The following is a 19,880-nucleotide window of genomic DNA, read 5'->3' on the forward strand; positions in this document are numbered from 1 at the left end:
CACGCCGTCGCCGCAATACGGGGTGATAAAAATCAGTCGCGCACCGGCCCGGGGGCCAGGACTTCGCGCGAACCGTTGGTATTCATGGAGGTCACGACCCCTGCCATTTCCATCGCTTCGATCATGCGCGCTGCGCGGTTATAGCCGATCTTCAACTTGCGCTGTACGGCAGAAATCGAGGCGCGACGGCTTTCCAGCACGAACTTGACGGCCTCATCGTAAAGCGCGTCGCTTTCGCTGTCTTCACTGCCTTCGCCGCCACCGCCATCAAAGCCGCTGCCGGGCTCTTCGACGCCAGCGAGAATATCGTCGTTGTAGTCCGGGGAACCTCGCAGCTTCCAGGCTTCTACCACACGATGCACTTCTTCGTCGGAAACGAACGCGCCATGCACACGGATCGGCAGGCTCGTGCCCGGCGGCATGTACAGCATGTCACCGTGGCCCAACAGTTGTTCGGCGCCACCCTGGTCGATGATGGTCCGCGAATCGATCTTGCTGGACACCTGGAACGCCATACGCGTCGGAATGTTGGCCTTGATCAGACCGGTGATCACATCCACCGACGGACGCTGGGTCGCGAGGATCAGGTGAATCCCCGCCGCACGCGCCTTCTGGGCGATACGCGCGATCAGCTCTTCGACCTTCTTGCCGACAATCATCATCATGTCGGCGAACTCGTCCACCACCACGACGATGGTCGGCAGTTTGCTCAGCAGCGGCGCTTCGTCATGAATGCTTTCGCGCTTGTACAGCGGATCGGCAAGCGGCTCGCCGGCATCCTGAGCTTCCTTGACCTTCTGATTGAAGCCGGACAGGTTACGTACGCCCATCTTCGCCATCAGCTTGTAGCGGCGCTCCATCTCGGCAACGCTCCAGCGCAAGGCGTTGGCGGCGTCCTTCATGTCGGTGACCACCGGACACAACAGGTGCGGAATACCTTCGTAGATGGACAGCTCGAGCATTTTCGGGTCGATCATGATCAGCTTGGCGTCTTCCGGGCCGGACTTGAACAGGATCGACAGGATCATGGCGTTCACACCCACCGATTTACCGGAACCGGTCGTACCGGCCACCAGCAGGTGGGGCATCTTCGCCAGATCGGTAATCACGGGCTTGCCGCCGATATCGTGGCCCAGCGCCAGGGTGACGGGCGACTTGGCGTTATCGTATTCGGGTGTGGACAACACCTCGGAGAAACGCACGATCTGGCGGTCTTCGTTAGGGATCTCGATACCGACGGTGGTCTTGCCCGGAATCACCTCGACCACACGAACGCTGGTCACGGCGAGCGAGCGCGCAAGGTCCTTGGCGAGGTTGGAAATGCGGCTGACCTTGACGCCGGCAGCTGGCTGGATCTCGTAGCGAGTAATCACCGGACCGGGATGGATGGAGTCTACCGACACCTCCACACCGAATTCCTTGAGCTTGATTTCCAGCAAATGACCGACGGCCGCCAGAGACTCCGGGGAATAGTTGAGCTGCTTCTTCTCTGCCGGGTCGAGGATGGAAATCGGCGGCAGCGTGCCTTCCACTGCGCTGTCCACGAACAGCGGGGCCTGCTTTTCCTTCATGACGCGCTTGCTGGGCTCTACAGGCTTCGAAGGCGCTGGCGCGATGACCGCAGGCACGTGCTTTTCGCGCTCGGTCATGTGTTTGCTCAACGACGCTTCACGCTCGACCAAGCGCTCTCTGGCCTTGGCCTGCTCGCGACGATCGGGCGCCACAGGCACCACCACATCGTTGACACGCATGTCCACCTCACGCAACTGCGCAACCATCTGCTTGCGCTCGGCACGGGCGGTCCACCAGCGGTTCGCAGCGCCTTGAAACAGTTCGAACAGATCGAGGGTGATCTTGCCGGTGACATCCATCACCTTGAACCAGGACAGGTCGGTAAACACTGTCAGGCCAAACAGAAACAGGGCAATGAACAGCAAGGTGCTGCCTTGAATATTCAGGGCTTTCTTGGCCAGATCGCCGAGCACTTCGCCCAGCACACCGCCTGCCGAACCGGGGAAACCGGCCGAAAAATGGAAGTGAATATGCGCCAGCGCAGCACCCGCGAGGATCAGGAACACCAGTCCGATCAGACGCCAGGAAAACAGCCAGCCGCTCCATTGCCAAGGCTCATGGCGATGGCGAAACACCTGCCAGGCCTTGATCGCCAGCAACAGAGGGAAGATGTAGGCGAAGTAGCCCAGAACCATGAACAGAATATCGGCACAGAACGCACCTGCACGCCCTGCGGCATTCTGAACCTGCGCCGCATTGCTGCTGGTGTGGCTCCAGCCGGGATCGCTCTGATCGTAGGTCAGCAAGGCCATCATCAGATACAGGCACAGTGCGCCAAAGGCGATCAGGGCCCCTTCCTTGAGCCGGTAGTGCAATTGCTGCCGCCAAAGCGGGACAGCGCTGGGTGCGGGGGTGGATTTCTTCAAAACGCTTTATTTCCTGCGCGGTAGCGCGAACATCTCGTTGATTGACCAGAAACGGCTGTCGGACGGCACTGACGGCTCCCGAATGGACAGGGAGTGCAGACAGCGGGAAAGCCTGTCGACAGACGCTTGAATGATAACGCCCAAAACAGGCATTGTACGGCTTTACAGCCACTTGAGTCTGTACGAAAACACACCATCTCCACTTCAGACGGTTCCGCAAGACACAACATGCTTTCACCTTCACTGATGATGTTCAATTTGAGCATGCATTACGTTTTGTGACAAAGGCTTATGGCGTGTTTCTATCAACGGCCCGCAACTTGAACGACCACACGACCGCTGCGAGACTCGAGCCCTACCGCATGCACAAGGTACGCGCCATAATGACAACCGCTTGTGACCACGCCTGTCGCACAGAGTTGCACTTACAGAGCAGGTGCGCCCTCCCCTTCCGCAAAGTTGTGATGCCATGCTGACCTGGTTGAACCGCAACAGCCTCGATTTTCCGCCACTGGAAAAAGCCCTCCGCGAACCCAACGGCTTGCTTGCCGCAGGCGGAGACTTGTCGGCCGATCGCCTGATCAGCGCCTATCGACACGGCTGCTTTCCCTGGTTTCAGGACGGTCAGCCGATTCTCTGGTGGTCCCCCGATCCGCGCACTGTGTTATTTCCCGAAGAACTGCACGTCTCGCGAAGTCTTGGCAAGGTTCTGCGCCAGTCGCGCTATCGGGTGACCTTCGATCAGGACTTCGCCAGCGTGATCACGGCCTGCGCCGCCCCTCGCAGCTATGCCAACGAAACCTGGATAACCGGCTCGATGCAGGAGGCCTATATCGAGCTGCACCGCCGTGGACATGCGCACAGCGTCGAGGTCTGGGATCAGGATGAGCTGGTCGGTGGGCTTTATGGCTTGGCAATGGGCCAGCTGTTTTTCGGCGAATCGATGTTCAGCCGGGCAGATAACGCCTCCAAGGTCGGCTTTGCCACCCTTGTAGAGCATTTGACTGAATGGGGATTTGTGTTGATCGACTGCCAGATGCCCACTCAGCATCTGCACAGCTTCGGCGCGCGCGCCATTCCTCGGCAGACTTTCGCCGATTACCTGTCCCGCCATCTTGATCAGCCGACCGACGCTGACTGGTCAGCTAGGCGAGTTTGACAGGCTGGCATACACTCATGGGTAAGGATTCACCATTAGGCGACGACCATGACAGAGCTGGCGAGGCTGAAGTTTTATGCCACTCAACCGCACACCTGCAGTTACCTGCCCGAAGAGCAGGCGACGACCCTGTTTCTGGACCCCAGCCAGCCGATGGATGTACAGGTCTATGCCGACCTGTCTGACATGGGTTTTCGCCGCAGCGGTGATCACCTTTATCGCCCGCACTGCCAGAACTGCAGCGCGTGTGTACCCGCACGCATTCCGGTAAGCCTCTTCGTTCCCGACCGTCAGCAAAAACGTATTCTGAAACGCAATGCCGACATTCAGGTGCAAAGCGCCAAACCTGTTTTCACTCAGGAATACTTCGATCTTTATCAGCGTTATATTGAACAACGGCACGCTGACGGCGACATGTTCCCGCCGAGCCGGGAGCAATTTTCGACATTTCTGGTTCGCGACCTGCCTTTCTCGCGCTTTTACGAATTTCGTGTCGATCAACGTCTGCTGGCAGTTGCCGTCACCGACCTGCTGCCCAACGGGCTTTCGGCAGTCTATACGTTCTACGAACCCGATGAAGAACGCCGCAGTCTGGGCCGTTACGCCATTTTGTGGCAGATCGCCGAAGCGGCCAGGCTGCAACTGCAGGCGGTGTACCTCGGCTACTGGATCAAGAACTGCAAAAAGATGAATTACAAGACTCAATATCGCCCCATCGAGCTGCTCACCAATCAAAGATGGGTCACTCTGTATTGAACCCCTTGGCTTAAACTGGTTTTTTCGGGCACAATGCACGCCGCTTTTGCCTGGCGCCACTTGCACCGGGCCACTCATTTGTATACCGAGGGCTTTACTGCATGTCGAAAGAAGACAGCTTCGAAATGGAAGGCACTGTCGTCGACACCCTGCCCAACACCATGTTTCGCGTGGAGTTGGAAAACGGGCACGTCGTAACCGCGCATATCTCCGGCAAGATGCGCAAGAATTACATCCGTATTCTGACCGGTGACAAAGTGCGTGTAGAGCTGACGCCCTACGACCTGAGCAAAGGGCGCATCACCTACCGCGCTCGCTAAACAGGTATTAACGAAAACGCCCGGCATAAGCCGGGCGTTTTTGTATGCCTGTTTTTTACAATCGATGTCCTCGACCTGCCCCGCATCCGTCAATGATGCGGGGCGAGGCGTCGGCTATCAGGCCATTTCTGCCGTGGTTTCGAAATCGAAGGTAATCTCGCCATCCTTGATATCGATGTGAACCACGCCGCCATGTTCTGACAGTTCGCCGAACAGGATCTCTTCGGCGAGAGGCCGTTTGATCTTGTCCTGAATCAGGCGAGCCATCGGTCTGGCACCCATTGCCGCATCGTAACCACCCTGCGCCAGCCAGCTTCTCGCCGCCTCGGACACTTCGAGCAGTACGCGCTTGTCTTCCAGCTGGGCCTGAAGCTCGGTGAGGAACTTGTCGACCACGCTCTTGATGACTTCGTGGCTGAGGCGACCGAACTGAATGATGGTATCCAGACGGTTGCGGAACTCTGGCGTGAAGCTCTTCTTGATCACTTCCATCGCATCGGACGAGTGGTCCTGATGCGTGAAACCGATCGAAGCGCGCGCAGCAGACTCAGCTCCGGCGTTGGTGGTCATGATCACGATCACATTGCGGAAGTCCGCCTTGCGCCCGTTGTTGTCGGTCAGCGTACCGTGGTCCATCACCTGCAGAAGCAGATTGAAGACTTCCGGGTGAGCCTTTTCGATTTCATCGAGCAACAGCACACAATGCGGCTGGCGGGTAATGGCCTCGGTCAGCAGACCGCCCTGGTCGAAACCGACGTAACCCGGAGGCGCACCGATCAGACGGGAAACGGTATGCCGCTCCATGTACTCGGACATGTCGAAACGAATCAACTCGACGCCCAGTGCCTTGGCCAACTGACGCGCCGCCTCGGTCTTGCCGACGCCCGTAGGACCGGCAAACAGGAACGAACCGACCGGCTTGTCAGGCGATTTAAGACCTGCACGGGACAGCTTGATCGCAGTCGACAACGAATCGATGGCCGCATCCTGCCCGAAGACGGTGAGCTTGAGATCACGCTCCAGGTTACGCAGCAGTTCCTTGTCGGAGCTGTTGACGTGTTTTGGCGGAATGCGCGCGATCTTGGCGACAATGTCTTCGACCTGAGGCACATCGATGCGCTTGACGCGCTGCTCGACAGGCTGCAGACGCTGATAGGCACCTGCCTCATCGATCACGTCAATGGCCTTGTCAGGCATATGACGATCATTGATGTAGCGCGAGGCGAGCTCGGCGGCGGCGCGCAGGGCTTCGTCGCTGTATTCGATGCTGTGATGCTGCTCGAAACGGCTTTTCAGGCCGCGCAGGATGCCGATGGTGTCCTCGACCGAAGGCTCGGACACATCGACTTTCTGGAAGCGACGCGCCAAGGCACGATCCTTCTCGAAAATCCCGCGAAATTCCTGAAAGGTCGTCGAACCGATGCAACGGATCTCGCCGGAAGACAGCAGTGGCTTGAGCAGGTTGGAAGCATCCATTACCCCGCCGGACGCTGCGCCAGCACCGATGATCGTGTGGATCTCGTCAATGAACAGGATCGCCTGAGGACGCTTGCGCAGTTCATTGAGCAACGCCTTGAAGCGCTTCTCGAAATCGCCGCGGTATTTCGTCCCGGCCAGCAACGCGCCCAGATCGAGCGAGTAGACGACGCTGTTGGCAAGCAGGTCAGGCACCTGATTGTCGACGATGCGCTTGGCCAGGCCTTCGGCGATGGCCGTTTTACCGACACCCGCTTCACCGACCAGCAAAGGATTGTTCTTGCGGCGACGAGCCAGAATCTGTGCCACCCGCTCGACTTCGCTTTCGCGGCCGACCAGTGGATCGATGCGCCCCTGACGCGCCAACTCGTTCAGATTGCTGGCATAGGCATCCAGAGGATTGCCTGAGGAAGATGCTTCACCGCCCTCGTCATCCTGCATATCCTGTTCACCTTCAGAAGAGTGTTCGCCATGCCCTGGAACCTTGGAGATACCGTGGGCGATATAGTTGACGACATCAATCCGGGCCACGCTCTGCTGCTTGAGCAGAAATACGGCCTGGCTTTCCTGCTCACTGAAAATCGCAACCAGCACGTTGGCACCGGTCACTTCGCGCTTGCCGGAGCTCTGCACGTGGAAGACTGCCCGTTGCAGCACGCGCTGAAACCCGAGCGTCGGTTGTGTCTCGCGGTCCTCGTCATGAACGGGGATCAGCGGAGTGGTGGAGTCGATGAACTCCTGCAGATCATGCTTGAGTTTATCGAGGTTTGCGCCGCAGGCACGCAGTACAGTGGCTGCAGCCTCATTGTCCAATAGAGCCAGCAGGAGATGCTCGACCGTCATGAACTCATGACGCTTCGAACGTGCCTCCTTGAAGGCAAGATTGAGGGTGACTTCGAGCTCACGGTTTAACATAGCTTCACCTCATACCCAAGTGGTCGGCGTTTAACCGTCCTTCTCGATCTCACAGAGTAGCGGATGCTGGCTCTCCCTGGCGTATTGATTGACCTGCATTGCCTTGGTCTCGGCGATGTCGCGGGTAAACAATCCGCAGACTGCCCGTCCCTCTGTATGGACGGCCAGCATGACTTTGGTAGCCAGCTCACGATTCAGGTTAAAAAACACCTCGAGCACTTCTACGACGAAATCCATCGGGGTGTAGTCATCGTTGAATAAAACCACCTTGTACATCGGTGGCGCCTGCAGGGTCGGCTTGGCGTCCTGCACCGCAATGCCCGCCGAGTCGTCCTCGTGCGACTGCGGATCATCCTGATTGAATGTTAGTCGAATCTTGCTGAATGCATGCATGGAAAGAAATGTTCGTTTGAGGGCGGATTGAGCAATTTAGTCGCAGTCTGGACGGTTTTTAAATGGGCTGCCACATGACCTTGACTATCAGCTAAACGGTGTTACAACCAATAGAGCCCACATTGGGTAAAAAGGGTCCGCACAGTCAACCAAAATTTTTTGGGTGGGCAGCGGATTGAAGTGGATGATACTCCTGACGGAGTCCTTTGCAGAGGGAGATGGTGATGATTGAAGGAAAAGTCAAGTGGTTCAACAATGCAAAAGGGTTTGGGTTCATAAACGCTGAAGGCAAGAGTGACGAGGACCTGTTCGTTCATTTCTCGGCTATCGAAATGGAAGGTTACAAAACCCTCAAGGCTGGCCAGAAAGTCAGATTTGAAGTCGCTCACGGCCCTAAAGGGCTGCAGGCAATAAAAATCAACAGCTCGGAAGAGAAAAAGCTGGATCCGGCAAAGGACACGCAGCCGCTGCTTCAGCAGGACCACGCTCACGCGGACGCCTGATGCTCGTGTTGAAAAAGTCAGTTGATGTATAACGGCAGCCATCAGAGCAGCCGAACTGCCAGAAGCACGCAATGAGCTTTGCCGGACACATAAAGAGACAGCTATGTTGGTCTGCTTTATACCCGTCGCGCTCCACAGGGTATCGAATTAGCGGTTGTTGCACCGCGGATGCCCAGACTCCAGGACGTTCATATGGCCTGCGCAGCCCAGCCCGTACAATGGAAGTTCGCCCCTCTCCCATCGAATTCGCCCTACCTTCAGGCCTGCTGGGGCCGATGCGCCAGCCACTCCGAGTGCCTGTCTGGCAAACCGCACGTTCGACCAACGGCGGATATTCATTTTTCGATAGCTCGCATAGCATTAATGCTTGGTGCCAATGGTTTGATATACTCGCGCCGTGACCGCAGAGTCATCAAGGCCGACCCGTCCGAATTCTGACCCTCGGCCTTCCTTATGCGTCGGGCTGCTACCTGACCCGACAGCTTGACGCTCGACTGATGCACCCAACATCACCGCGAATAAACCTCGACCTGGCTCATGGCCGAACCGTGGGCAAGCGCGCTTAGAATGCGCGTATCGAGATTTTGTGCATGCTCAGCAAAAGAGAGTTAATACGAATGTCCAACCGCTCGAAGATCATCTACACCTTCACCGACGAAGCTCCGGCCCTCGCCACCTACTCCCTGCTGCCTATTATCGAAGCGTTCACAGCGACCTCCGATATCGACGTGGAAACACGCGACATTTCTCTGGCGGGCCGTGTTCTTTCCAGCTTCCCGGAATTGCTTGCCGACAAAAAAGTGCCGGATCATCTCGCCGAGCTGGGCAAACTGGCTACCACGCCAGAAGCCAATATCATCAAGCTGCCTAACATCAGCGCCTCGGTCCCGCAATTGAAGGCGACCATCAAGGAGCTTCAGAATCAGGGCTACAACATCCCTGACTACCCTGAAAATCCTGCCACTGACGCGGAAAAAGAAACCCGCGCACGCTACGACAAGACCAAGGGCAGCGCCGTGAACCCGGTTCTGCGCGAAGGCAACTCTGATCGCCGCGCCCCGCTGTCGGTCAAGAACTACGCGCGCAAGCACCCGCACAAGATGGGCGCCTGGTCAGCTGACTCCAAGGCTCACGTTGCACACATGAGCAACGGCGACTTCTACGGCAGCGAAAAAGCCGCCGAGATCGCGGCCGACAATACCGTCAAGATCGAACTCGTCGCTCAGGACGGCACCACCACCGTCCTGAAGGAAAAAACCGCCGTCAAGGCTGGCGAAGTCGTCGACTGCTCGGTCATGAGCGCCAAGGCCCTGCGCAGCTTCATTGCTGCCGAAATCGAAGACGCCCGCAAGCAGGGCGTGCTGTTTTCGGTGCACTTGAAAGCGACCATGATGAAGATCTCCGACCCGATCATGTTCGGCCAGATCGTCGACGAGTTCTACAAGGATGCGCTGACCAAGCACGCTGATACGCTCAAGCAGATCGGCTTCAGCCTGAACAACGGCATCGGCGACCTGTACGAGCGCATCACTAGCCTGCCCGCTGACAAGCAGGCAGAAATCAAGGCTGATATCGAAGCGGTCTACGCCGTTCGCCCACAGCTGGCGATGGTCAATTCCGACAAGGGCATCACCAACCTGCACGTGCCGAGCGACGTCATCGTCGACGCCTCAATGCCGGCAATGATTCGTGACTCCGGCAAGATGTGGGGCACAGACGGTCAGTTGCACGATGCCAAGGCCGTGATTCCGGATCGCTGCTACGCCACCATCTATCAGGCAGTCATCGAAGACTGCAAGAAAAATGGCGCATTCGACCCGACCACCATGGGCAGCGTACCGAACGTCGGCCTGATGGCTCAGAAGGCCGAAGAGTATGGCTCCCACGACAAGACGTTCCACATTCAGACCAACGGCGTTGTTCGTGTAACTGACAGCCAGGGCAACCTGCTGATGGAACAGAAGGTCGAAGCGGGCGATATCTGGCGCATGTGCCAGGCCAAGGACGCACCGATTCAGGACTGGGTGAAACTGGCCGTCAATCGTGCCCGCGCCAGCAATACCCCGGCTATCTTCTGGCTGGATTCGTCCCGCGCCCATGACAGCGTGATGATCGAAAAAGTGCGCAAGTACCTGGGCGACCACGACACGTCGGGCCTGGATATCCAGATCCTGTCACCTGTCGACGCGATGAAGCTGACCCTGGAACGCACTCGCGCAGGCAAGAACACCATTTCGGTCACCGGTAACGTACTGCGCGACTACCTGACCGACCTGTTCCCGATCATGGAACTGGGCACCAGCGCGAAGATGCTGTCGATCGTTCCGCTGATGAACGGCGGCGGCCTGTTCGAAACCGGCGCAGGTGGTTCGGCTCCGAAGCACGTGCAACAGTTCGTCGAGGAAAACTTCCTGCGCTGGGATTCGCTGGGTGAATTCCTGGCTCTGGCAGCGTCCCTCGAGCATCTGGGCCATGCCTACAACAATCCGAAAGCACTGGTTCTGTCCAAGACCCTCGACCAGGCCACTGGCGAGTTCCTGGACCGTAACAAGTCGCCTTCGCGCAAGGTCGGCGGTATCGATAACCGCGGCAGCCACTTCTACCTGACCCTGTTCTGGGCTCAGGCACTGGCTGCTCAGAACGACGATGCAGACCTCAAGGCGCAGTTCGCACCTCTGGCGAAAACCCTGACCGACAACGAAGAAAAAATCGTTGCCGAGCTGAACGCGGTTCAGGGCAAGCCGGTAGACATTGGCGGCTACTACTTCCCTAACCCGGAAGTCACCAGCAAGGCCATGCGCCCGAGCGCCACGCTCAACGCGGCTATCGCCGCGCTGTAAGAGGCAATCCGAGGCGGTGCATAAAAATGCACCGCCTCGCAAAAAAATCCCCGGCCTGTTGCCGGGGATTTTTTTACCCATGAAAAATTTCAGTTACAGGTTTGATCTCGCAAGCCTGGGAGATCCCTGCTCAAGAACATGATTGCCCCCTTCAGCTTTTCAGCGCGCGCGAAAGAAAGTCGCGAATGTATTCAGCGACCTCCGGCGCGTGCGTTTCCAATGCAAAGTGGCCTGCATCCAGCAGATGCACTTCAGCCGCCGGGACGTCCTTGCGAAAAGCATGCGCGCCCGGAGGTATGAACGCAGGATCATGCTTGCCCCAGACCGCCAGCAAGGGTGGCTGATATTTGCGCAGGTATTCCTGAAACGAGGGGTAAGCCGCTACGTTACTGCGGTAGTCGAGAATCAGATCAAGCTGGATCTCTTCTGCGCCCGGCCGCGCCATATACAGAATGTCGAGGTTGCAGCCATCGGGAGAAAGCTTTTCAGGATCGGCTCCCGTACCGTATTGCCAGTCCCGGATGACTTGCGGTGACAGCGAGGCGCGACAGGCTTCACGATTGGCTGCCGAAGGCTCGCGCCAATAGGCTTGCCACGGGCCCCATTGATCGCTGAATCCCTCCAGGTAGGCATTGCCGTTCTGACTGATGATTGCGGTGACCTTCTCCGAGTTCGCCGCTGCGAGCCGCAAACCTGTCGGTGCGCCATAGTCGAATATGTATAACGCATACTTCTTCAGGCCCAGCGCCTCGGTGAAGCCCTCGATTACCTTGTAAAGGTTTTCGAATGTGTAATCGAACTGCCCGCGCGGTGGTGCTTTGGTATTACCGAATCCGGGCAGATCGGGAGCGATCAGGCGGTACTGACTCGCCAACAATGGCATCAGGTCACGAAACATGTGACTGGCACTCGGGAAACCATGAAGCAACAGCAGCACAGGGGCGTCCTTGGCTCCGATTTCGCGATAGAACACATTGACGTCCCCTACCTGCTGAGTGTGAAACGTCACGCGGAAGGCATCATCAATGCTCATTGCACTTTCCCTGGATAGAGGTTTATTGCTTGCAGAAGCGGCGCTCACCAACGACGCCCCGAGAGCAGAAGCAGCGCCTAACGCTGACGCCTGTAAAACCTTGCGCCGACTGACACCGGATGCGGCATTTTCAGCGTCGACTGAACCGGAATTTTTCATAGCAGAGTCTGACCGGGCTGGATGAATGAGTCGCCATCCTAGTCATTGCAACCGGACTGCAGAATTACCGAAAAAATCAATTCACCCTTTCAATTTCTGAAATGCTGATACGATTTCGCATCTTTCGTGGCAAGCAGGCTGCCTATGGACCGTATTCAGGAAATGACGCTTTTTGCCGGACTTGCCGAGCAAACCAGTTTTGCCGGGGTAGCCCGCCACTTTGGCCTGTCGACCGCCACGGTAACCCGGGCTGTCGCGAGTCTGGAGAGCCGCCTGGGCATCCTGCTGGTGGTGCGCACCACTCGCAACATGCGGCTCACCGAGGCGGGCCAGCGCTTCGCCGCTGATTGCCGCCGACTGCTTGCCGACCTTGATGAGGCTGAAAGCGCGGCAGGCGGCTTGCATGCAGTGCCAGGCGGCATGCTGACGATCACCGCACCCCAGATGTTCGGCGCGCTGCATGTCGTGCCCGTAATGACGAGCTTTCTCGAGCGTTTTCCGGCTGTGGACATCCGTGCCATTCTGGTCGACCGGGTAGTGTCCATGCTCGATGAGGGCGTCGACGTGGCCGTCAGGATCGGTGCCCTGCCCGATTCGTCTCTGACCGCAATCCCGACAGGTAGCGTGCGGCGCATGGTTTGCGCATCCCCGGCCTATCTCGAAAAGCATGGAGTTCCGCAGCATCCCGACGATTTGCGACAGCATTCGACGGTTTCAACCACCACCGCCGAACGCCCGCCTCAATGGCTTTTCCGGATCGATGACAATAATTATTCGGTCGATGTCGCCTCGAGACTCAGCCTGACGTCTTATCAGGCGGCGATCAGCGCAGCATTACAAGGCTGGGGGCTGACCCAGGTGCCGTACTATCAGATACGCGATCACCTGCAGGAAGGCACGCTCAAGTGTGTTCTGGAGACGTTCGAAATAACGCCGGAACCGGTTCACGTTGTTTACCTGGAGGGCCGTCGTCGCTCATCCAAAGTGCGAGCCTTTGTGGACTTCTGCGTCAGCGCACTGAGGCATGACCTGCAGTTCGAGCACCAATAAGCTGTTACGGTCGACCCAATCCCCTGCAAAGAGACCATTACCATGACCTGGCAAGCCCACGTTACCGTCGCCACCATCGTCGAAGATCAAGGCCGCTTTCTTTTCGTTGAGGAAATCAAAGGCGGACGCGCTGTACTCAACCAACCCGCCGGGCACCTGGACCCGAACGAAAGCCTGCAACGTGCCGCCGTGCGTGAAACCCTGGAAGAAACCGGTTGGGACGTCGAATTGACCAGCGTGGTGGGCATCTACCTGTACACCGCGCCGAGCAATGGCGTGACCTACCAGCGAATCTGCTTTGCCGCCAAGGGCCTGCGCCACCACCCGGAGTATCAACTCGATGAAGGCATCGTCGGCGCAGTCTGGCTGACTCGCGATGAACTAGTGGCCCAACAGGAGCGCTGGCGCAGCGAGCTGGTATTGCGTTGTCTGGACGACTACCTCGATGGCGAACATTTCAGTCTCGACCTGCTGCGCGACAAGGCGTGAGACTCGACGCCCTCAGCCTGATAGAATCGCGTCCTTTTACAGGTCAGCCGTTGAACCCCCATGCGTGATCCAGCCCCCTCGAACTCAGAAATGAAGCGCGTCATAGTCGGCATGTCCGGCGGCGTGGACTCTTCCGTTTCCGCCGTACTGCTCATGGAGCAGGGTTATCAGGTGGAAGGCTTGTTCATGAAGAACTGGGAAGAAGACGACGGAACGGAATACTGCACCGCCCGCGAAGACCTGGCGGACGCCCAGGCCGTGTGCGACAAGATCGGCATCAAGCTGCACACGGCCAACTTCGCGGCCGAGTACTGGGACAACGTCTTCGAGCACTTCCTTGAAGAGTACAAGGCCGGGCGTACCCCTAACCCGGACATCCTGTGTAACCGCGAAATCAAGTTCAAGGCGTTTCTCGACTACGCACTGATGCTGGGCGCTGACCTTATCGCTACAGGCCATTACGTGCGCCGCCGTGATATCGATGGACGTACCGAGCTGCTCAAGGGCCTGGACCCGAACAAGGACCAGAGCTACTTCCTGCACGCCGTTGGCGGCGAGCAGATCGCCCGGACGCTGTTCCCGGTTGGCGAACTGGAAAAACCGGAAGTCCGGGCCATTGCCGAAAAACACGGCCTGGCCACTGCCAAGAAGAAGGATTCCACCGGAATCTGCTTCATTGGCGAGCGCCGCTTCACTGATTTTCTGCGCCAGTACCTGCCCGCCCAGCCCGGCGAAATCAAGACCACCGAGGGTGAAGTCATCGGTCGTCACAGCGGCCTGATGTACCACACCATCGGCCAGCGCCAGGGCCTGGGCATCGGCGGCCTCAAGGACGCCAGTGATGATCCGTGGTACGTGCTGGTCAAGGACCTGGACAACAATGAACTGATTGTCGGTCAGGGCAATGATCACCCCTGGCTGTTTTCCCGTGCGCTGGTTTCTTCGGAAATCTATTGGGTCAACCCGATCGACCTGAGCAGCCCGCGCAAGCTCACCGCGAAGGTCCGTTATCGTCAAGGCGACCAGCCGTGCACGCTGGAAAAGACCGCCGACGGTTACCGCGCCACATTCGATGACCCGCAGCGCGCCGTCACCCCCGGCCAGTCCGTGGTGTTCTACGACGGCGAAATCTGTCTGGGCGGCGGCGTGATCGAAATTGCCGAACCCTGGACCAGCAAGGACAAGCGTTGATGAGCCCGACTCAGGAACAACTGATCGCTCTGGGCGGTGTATTCCAGGCCGCCGTGCTGGTCGACCGGATCGCCAAGACCGGTCAGATCAGCGAAGCAGCCCTGAGCTGCATGCTCGGCAGCCTGCTGGTGGTCGACCCCAAGGATACGCTGGACGTTTACGGCGGCGACGATCTCAACCTGCACGAAGGCTATCGCGCCATGGCCAGCGCCCTGGAACGTGACCCGGCAACCTTGCAACGCGAACCGTTGCGCTACGCCCTGTCGATGCTCGGCCTCGAGCGCCAGCTGGCCAAGCGCGATGACCTGCTTGAAGTGATCGGCAAACGCATTCCGGTGATTCAGTCCCAGGTCGAGCATTTTGGCATCGCGCATGAGAACGTGATTGCCGCGACCGGCGCGCTGTACCAGGACACCCTGAGTACCTTGCGCCAGCGCATTCAGGTACAAGGCGACATGCGTAACCTGCAGCAGCCGAACAATGCCTCGAAGATTCGCGGCATTCTGCTGGCCGGTATACGCTCTGCCCGCCTGTGGCGGCAAGTTGGCGGTCATCGCTGGCAACTGGTGTTCAGCCGCCGCAAGTTGTTGAAAGAACTCTACCCATTGCTGCACGGCTGACCCGCCGCGCGCCAATGACCTTCACCACCCCAGGCACGACGCTGTCTACGCTGGTCGGCGGGCTCCGGTCCGACTGACTTTTCATGTATGATATGCGCCCTTTTCGTCGCCCGACTGTCCGAGAGCATCCCATGCAGCTTTCTTCGCTCACTGCGGTTTCCCCTGTTGATGGCCGCTACGCCGGCAAAACCCAGGCCTTGCGCCCTATTTTCAGCGAATACGGCCTGATCCGTTTCCGCGTGATGGTTGAAGTTCGCTGGCTCCAGCGTCTTGCGGCTCACCCGCAAATCACCGAAGTCCCGGCCTTCTCCGCGCAAGCCAATGCCATCCTGGATGCCCTGGCTGAAGACTTCTCCGTGGAACATGCCGAGCGCGTCAAGGAAATCGAGCGCACCACCAATCATGACGTGAAGGCTGTGGAGTATCTGCTCAAGGAGCAGGCTGCCAAATTGCCAGAGCTGGAAAAGGTCAGCGAGTTCATCCACTTCGCCTGCACCAGCGAAGACATCAACAACCTGTCTCACGCACTGATGCTGCGCGAGGGTCGCGACACCGTAGTGCTGCCACTGATGCGCCAGATCGCCGACGCCATCCGCGAGCTGGCGATTCGCTTTGCAGACGTGCCGATGCTGTCCCGCACTCACGGCCAGCCCGCCTCCCCGACCACACTGGGCAAGGAGTTGGCAAACGTCGTTTACCGCCTCGAGCGCCAGATCAGTCAGATCGCAGCAGTCCCGTTGCTCGGCAAAATCAACGGCGCAGTCGGCAACTACAATGCCCACCTCTCTGCCTATGCAGACATCGACTGGGAAGCCAATGCGCGGGCCTTCATCGAAGACGAGCTGGGCCTGGGTTTCAACCCGTACACCACGCAGATCGAACCGCACGACTACATTGCCGAGCTGTTCGACGCCATTGCCCGCTTCAACACCATCCTGATCGACTTCGACCGCGACATCTGGGGCTACATCTCGCTGGGCTATTTCAAGCAGCGCACCATTGCTGGCGAAATCGGCTCCTCGACCATGCCGCACAAGGTCAACCCGATCGACTTCGAAAACTCCGAAGGCAACCTGGGCATCGCCAACGCACTGTTCCAGCATCTGGCGAGCAAGCTGCCTGTGTCCCGCTGGCAGCGTGATCTGACCGACTCCACCGTACTGCGCAACCTGGGCGTCGGCTTTGCCCATAGCGTCATTGCCTACGAAGCCAGCCTCAAGGGCATCAGCAAGCTGGAACTGAACGAGCAGCGCATTGCCGCCGATCTGGACGCTTGCTGGGAAGTTCTGGCAGAGCCGATTCAGACCGTCATGCGTCGTTACAACATCGAAAACCCGTACGAAAAACTGAAAGAGCTGACACGCGGCAAGGGCATCGGCCCTGAAGCGCTGCAGACTTTCATCGACGGCCTGGACATGCCTGCCGAAGCCAAGGCCGAGCTCAAGAAGCTCACGCCTGCCAATTACATCGGTAACGCAGCCGCTCAGGCCAAGCGCATCTGACACGCAAAAAAATTGCACACGCCCGGCTGTGCCGGGCGTTTTCATTTCAAGGGCTTACACATGAATCCTGATATTCCTCTACAACTTCTGGGCGGCATCACTGCTCGCGTTTTCCTGCGTGACTACTGGCAGAAAAAACCGCTGCTGATCCGCCAGGCTCTGCCGGACTTTCAAAGCCCGATCGACGCGGACGAGCTTGCCGGCCTCGCCCTGGAAGAAGAAGTGGAGTCGCGCCTGGTCATCGAAAACGGCGAGCGCCCGTGGGAGCTGCGTCGTGGCCCGTTCGCTGAAGACGAATTCAGCAAACTGCCCGAGCGCGACTGGACGCTGCTGGTCCAGGCCGTGGACCAATTCGTTCCGGAAGTCAGCGAGCTGCTGGAAAACTTCCGCTTTCTGCCCAGCTGGCGGATTGACGATGTGATGATCAGCTACGCAGCCCCTGGCGGCAGCGTCGGTCCGCACTTCGACAACTATGATGTGTTCCTGCTTCAGGGGCATGGCAAACGCCACTGGCAGATCGGCCAGATGTGCGATGCGGAAAGCCCGCTGCTGCAGCATGCCGACCTGCGCATCCTTGCCGAATTCGAGAAGACCGAAGAGTGGACGCTGGAACCGGGCGACATGCTTTATCTACCGCCGCGCCTGGCGCACTGCGGCGTCGCCGTCGACGACTGCCTGACCTACTCGGTCGGTTTCCGTGCACCAAGCGCCGCCGAAGTCCTGACTCACTTCACTGACTTCCTCAGCCAGTTCATACCGGACGAAGAGCGCTACACCGATGCTGACGCCCAGCCGGTCAGCGATCCTCATCAGATCCAGCATGACGCGCTTGATCGCCTGAAAACGCTGCTGGCCGAGCACATGAGTGACGAACGCCTGCTGCTGACCTGGTTCGGCCAGTTCATGACCGAACCGCGCTACCCGGAACTGGTGACCGGCCCAGAGCTCGACGAACAGGACCTGCTCGACAGCCTTGAGCAGGGCGCGGTGCTGATTCGTAACCCGAGCGCACGGCTGGCGTGGTCTGAAGTCGATGACGATCTGCTACTGTTTGCCAGTGGCCAGAGCCGCCTGCTGCCGGGCAGCCTGCGTGACCTGCTCAAACTGATCTGTGCCGCCGATGCATTGCACAGCGAAAACCTTGGCCAATGGTTGGCCGATGACGAGGGGCGCAATTTGCTTTGCGAACTCGTAAAACAAGGAAGCCTGGGATTTGCCGATGAATAAAGTCACTGTAACTGTCGCCCAATGGCAGAAAAACAACGCCGATATCCGGCGCATACGCGATTCGGTATTCATTGCCGAACAATCGGTGCCGCCGGAACTGGAGTGGGATGCCGAAGACGCAGGTGCCGTGCATTTTCTTGCGTACGAGGGTGAATATGCGGTGGGCACTGCCCGACTGCTGCCCGATGGCGAGATCGGTCGCCTGTCAGTCCTGAGAGACTGGCGTGGCCTGAAGGTCGGCGAGGCTCTGCTGGGTGCAGTGATCCATGAAGCCGAACAGCGTGGGCTCAAGCCGCTCAAGCTGAGCGCTCAGGTGCAGGCCGTCGAGTTTTATCAGCGCTTCGGCTTTTCGGTTATCAGCGACGAGTTTCTCGAAGCCGGCCTGCCACACGTTGATATGCTCCGCGAAGCGTGATCAACGCCGTTATGTAGGCGCTTGCAGCGGCACTACATGATGATCGCCCTGCTCTTTTTCGCTCGCCCCCTCAAGGTCGAACCGAAAAGCCGCAGGGCATTTTTATGCCTGACCATTCAGCTTGATTGCCTGCAGCCGACACAGTGGCACAATCATGCTTTACGCGCTCACCGCGGAGAATGAACATGTCAGTACGCAACTTGCTCAATGCAGCGCTCACCTCGATGCTGATCGTCTTCAGCGCTCAGGTCTTCGCGGCGACCGAAGTCGTCCCGCTCAACTACCGCACCAGTGCCGATCTGTTGCCGGTCGCCAAATCCTTTCTGGGGGACGAAGGCACCGTCAGCGCCTACGGCAATCAACTGATCGTGAATGCAGAGTCACGCAAGATCGAAGAACTTCGCGCCTTGATCTCGCAGCTCGATACGGCACCGAAACGCTTGCTGATCAGCGTCGACACCAGCGACAGCGCGACCCGCAGCAGCAGTGGCTCGCGGGTTATTCAGTACGGTACCGCCAGCCGTGAAGGCGGCGTGCAACAAGTGCAGACCAGCGAGGGCACCCCTGCACTCATACAGGTTGGCCAGAGTGTGCCGCTGACCTCCTCATCCACGGACGCCTACGGATATTCCCGAAGCGACACCGAGTACCGCAATGTAACCCAAGGTTTTTACGTCACGGCCAGCGTAACCGGCGACACGGTTCACCTGAGTATCAGCACCAATCATGACCGCATAAGCCAGGAGCGACCCGACGCTATCAAGGTGCAGAGTACTGACAGCCAGGTCAGCGGACGGCTGGGAGAATGGATCACACTGGCGAGCAACAGCAATGAATCCGTCGCGGATCAAAGTGGCCTGGCGCAACGCTATTCCACACAGGGTCGTGACGATATGATTTTGCGTGTAAAGGTCGAAACCCTCGAATAGCCTGCACGGGCTGAAAACCCAATACTTACGGGCCTTTTGATGACTGTCCGGTCTACTTTTCACAAATATGTAGTGATTTAAAAAAAGCACTACAAAACGTTTGACGCCCCCTGAAGTGCGAGGCATGATTGCCTCGCTCCCGCTAATCAGAGGCTTTGCAAAAAGCCTTCGAGTCGCCGCTCTCACACACCCGCAGAGCCGATTCGTGTCCGCATCGCCCACAAGGCAGTTTGACGAGGTTGCGACTGGAACGAAGTTGTCCCGAGGGACGGAAGCGTAAACGGTAACCCGGCAAGGCCGACGGTGATGCACAACGCCACTGCAGGCCCGACTGTCCACCTGACAGCCTCATGTCCGGACGCCCGCTCTCCCCTCGAGCACCTCGTTCGCCCGTCGCGCCACTCATAACATGCGGCTTCAGGCAAAACCCCGGATCAGCGAGCAGCCATCTACCGTGCCTTCGAT

General features: G+C 58.3%; 17 protein-coding genes. 13 read left to right on the forward strand and 4 right to left on the reverse strand.

Annotated features, from left to right (window positions below; genetic code table 11):
- Window positions 1-32: 32 nt before the first annotated feature.
- Window positions 33-2,438 (reverse strand): DNA translocase FtsK, encoded by a 2,406-nt coding sequence (ftsK, locus tag PI739_RS21475; protein ID WP_003436003.1) that lies wholly within the window; start codon window positions 2,436-2,438, stop codon window positions 33-35.
- A gap of 469 nt (window positions 2,439-2,907) precedes the next feature.
- Between ftsK and aat the strand changes: the two genes are divergently transcribed.
- From aat to infA, 3 genes are all read left to right on the forward strand, one after another.
- Complete coding sequence (aat, locus tag PI739_RS21480) at window positions 2,908-3,597, forward strand: leucyl/phenylalanyl-tRNA--protein transferase (protein WP_044308822.1); 690 nt, start codon at window positions 2,908-2,910, stop codon at window positions 3,595-3,597.
- A 48-nt stretch (window positions 3,598-3,645) separates the two neighbouring features.
- On the forward strand, window positions 3,646-4,353 hold the full coding sequence (locus tag PI739_RS21485) for an arginyltransferase (protein ID WP_003371761.1): 708 nt from the start codon (window positions 3,646-3,648) through the stop codon (window positions 4,351-4,353).
- Window positions 4,354-4,454: 101 nt separating this feature from the next.
- Window positions 4,455-4,673, forward strand: coding sequence for a translation initiation factor IF-1 (gene infA / locus PI739_RS21490; RefSeq protein ID WP_002553999.1), 219 nt, complete (start codon window positions 4,455-4,457; stop codon window positions 4,671-4,673).
- Between the two features lie 117 nt (window positions 4,674-4,790).
- Here the strand turns inward: infA and clpA are convergent, their stop codons facing one another.
- Both clpA and clpS read right to left on the reverse strand, forming a co-directional pair.
- Complete coding sequence (gene clpA / locus PI739_RS21495; protein ID WP_003371759.1) at window positions 4,791-7,064, reverse strand: ATP-dependent Clp protease ATP-binding subunit ClpA; 2,274 nt, start codon at window positions 7,062-7,064, stop codon at window positions 4,791-4,793.
- Between the two features lie 30 nt (window positions 7,065-7,094).
- Window positions 7,095-7,457 (reverse strand): ATP-dependent Clp protease adapter ClpS, encoded by a 363-nt coding sequence (gene clpS, locus PI739_RS21500; protein ID WP_003405085.1) that lies wholly within the window; start codon window positions 7,455-7,457, stop codon window positions 7,095-7,097.
- A 218-nt stretch (window positions 7,458-7,675) separates the two neighbouring features.
- Here clpS and PI739_RS21505 point away from each other — a divergent pair, with 218 nt between their 5' ends.
- A complete protein-coding gene (locus PI739_RS21505; RefSeq protein WP_032609879.1) occupies window positions 7,676-7,960 on the forward strand; it encodes a cold shock domain-containing protein in 285 nt (94 codons plus the stop codon).
- A 617-nt stretch (window positions 7,961-8,577) separates the two neighbouring features.
- The gene (locus PI739_RS21510; RefSeq protein ID WP_054081084.1) at window positions 8,578-10,800 is read left to right on the forward strand and encodes an NADP-dependent isocitrate dehydrogenase; all 2,223 of its coding nucleotides are present in this window, start codon (window positions 8,578-8,580) and stop codon (window positions 10,798-10,800) included.
- Window positions 10,801-10,951: 151 nt separating this feature from the next.
- On the opposite strand, the gene PI739_RS21515 is transcribed toward PI739_RS21510, so the two are convergent.
- The gene (locus PI739_RS21515) at window positions 10,952-11,833 is read right to left on the reverse strand and encodes an alpha/beta fold hydrolase (protein ID WP_054081085.1); all 882 of its coding nucleotides are present in this window, start codon (window positions 11,831-11,833) and stop codon (window positions 10,952-10,954) included.
- Between the two features lie 303 nt (window positions 11,834-12,136).
- On the opposite strand from PI739_RS21515, the gene PI739_RS21520 reads away from it, so the two are divergent.
- The 8 genes from PI739_RS21520 to PI739_RS21555 all read left to right on the forward strand — a co-directional run bounded on the left by PI739_RS21520 (window position 12,137) and on the right by PI739_RS21555 (window position 19,415).
- Window positions 12,137-13,042 (forward strand): LysR family transcriptional regulator, encoded by a 906-nt coding sequence (locus tag PI739_RS21520; protein ID WP_054081086.1) that lies wholly within the window; start codon window positions 12,137-12,139, stop codon window positions 13,040-13,042.
- Window positions 13,043-13,084: 42 nt separating this feature from the next.
- The gene (locus tag PI739_RS21525; RefSeq protein ID WP_003350322.1) at window positions 13,085-13,531 is read left to right on the forward strand and encodes an NUDIX hydrolase; all 447 of its coding nucleotides are present in this window, start codon (window positions 13,085-13,087) and stop codon (window positions 13,529-13,531) included.
- A gap of 60 nt (window positions 13,532-13,591) precedes the next feature.
- The gene (gene mnmA / locus PI739_RS21530; RefSeq protein WP_011168961.1) at window positions 13,592-14,722 is read left to right on the forward strand and encodes a tRNA 2-thiouridine(34) synthase MnmA; all 1,131 of its coding nucleotides are present in this window, start codon (window positions 13,592-13,594) and stop codon (window positions 14,720-14,722) included.
- A complete protein-coding gene (gene hflD, locus PI739_RS21535) occupies window positions 14,722-15,342 on the forward strand; it encodes a high frequency lysogenization protein HflD (RefSeq protein WP_003405097.1) in 621 nt (206 codons plus the stop codon). Before mnmA ends, hflD begins: the two co-directional genes overlap by 1 nt.
- A 131-nt stretch (window positions 15,343-15,473) precedes the next feature.
- Window positions 15,474-16,844 carry an adenylosuccinate lyase gene (gene purB, locus PI739_RS21540; RefSeq protein WP_003371741.1) on the forward strand — a complete coding sequence of 457 codons (1,371 nt, stop codon included), beginning with the start codon at window positions 15,474-15,476 and terminating at the stop codon, window positions 16,842-16,844.
- Window positions 16,845-16,904: 60 nt separating this feature from the next.
- On the forward strand, window positions 16,905-18,071 hold the full coding sequence (locus PI739_RS21545; RefSeq protein WP_003371739.1) for a ribosomal protein uL16 3-hydroxylase: 1,167 nt from the start codon (window positions 16,905-16,907) through the stop codon (window positions 18,069-18,071).
- The gene (locus PI739_RS21550; RefSeq protein ID WP_003371737.1) at window positions 18,064-18,486 is read left to right on the forward strand and encodes a GNAT family N-acetyltransferase; all 423 of its coding nucleotides are present in this window, start codon (window positions 18,064-18,066) and stop codon (window positions 18,484-18,486) included. The genes PI739_RS21545 and PI739_RS21550 overlap by 8 nt, the downstream gene beginning before the upstream one ends.
- A 185-nt stretch (window positions 18,487-18,671) precedes the next feature.
- Window positions 18,672-19,415 (forward strand): secretin N-terminal domain-containing protein, encoded by a 744-nt coding sequence (locus PI739_RS21555; RefSeq protein ID WP_058396339.1) that lies wholly within the window; start codon window positions 18,672-18,674, stop codon window positions 19,413-19,415.
- Window positions 19,416-19,880: the final 465 nt, after the last annotated feature.

The organism is Pseudomonas cerasi (genome assembly GCF_027983475.1).
In the GTDB taxonomy this organism is placed as follows: domain Bacteria; phylum Pseudomonadota; class Gammaproteobacteria; order Pseudomonadales; family Pseudomonadaceae; genus Aquipseudomonas; species Aquipseudomonas cerasi.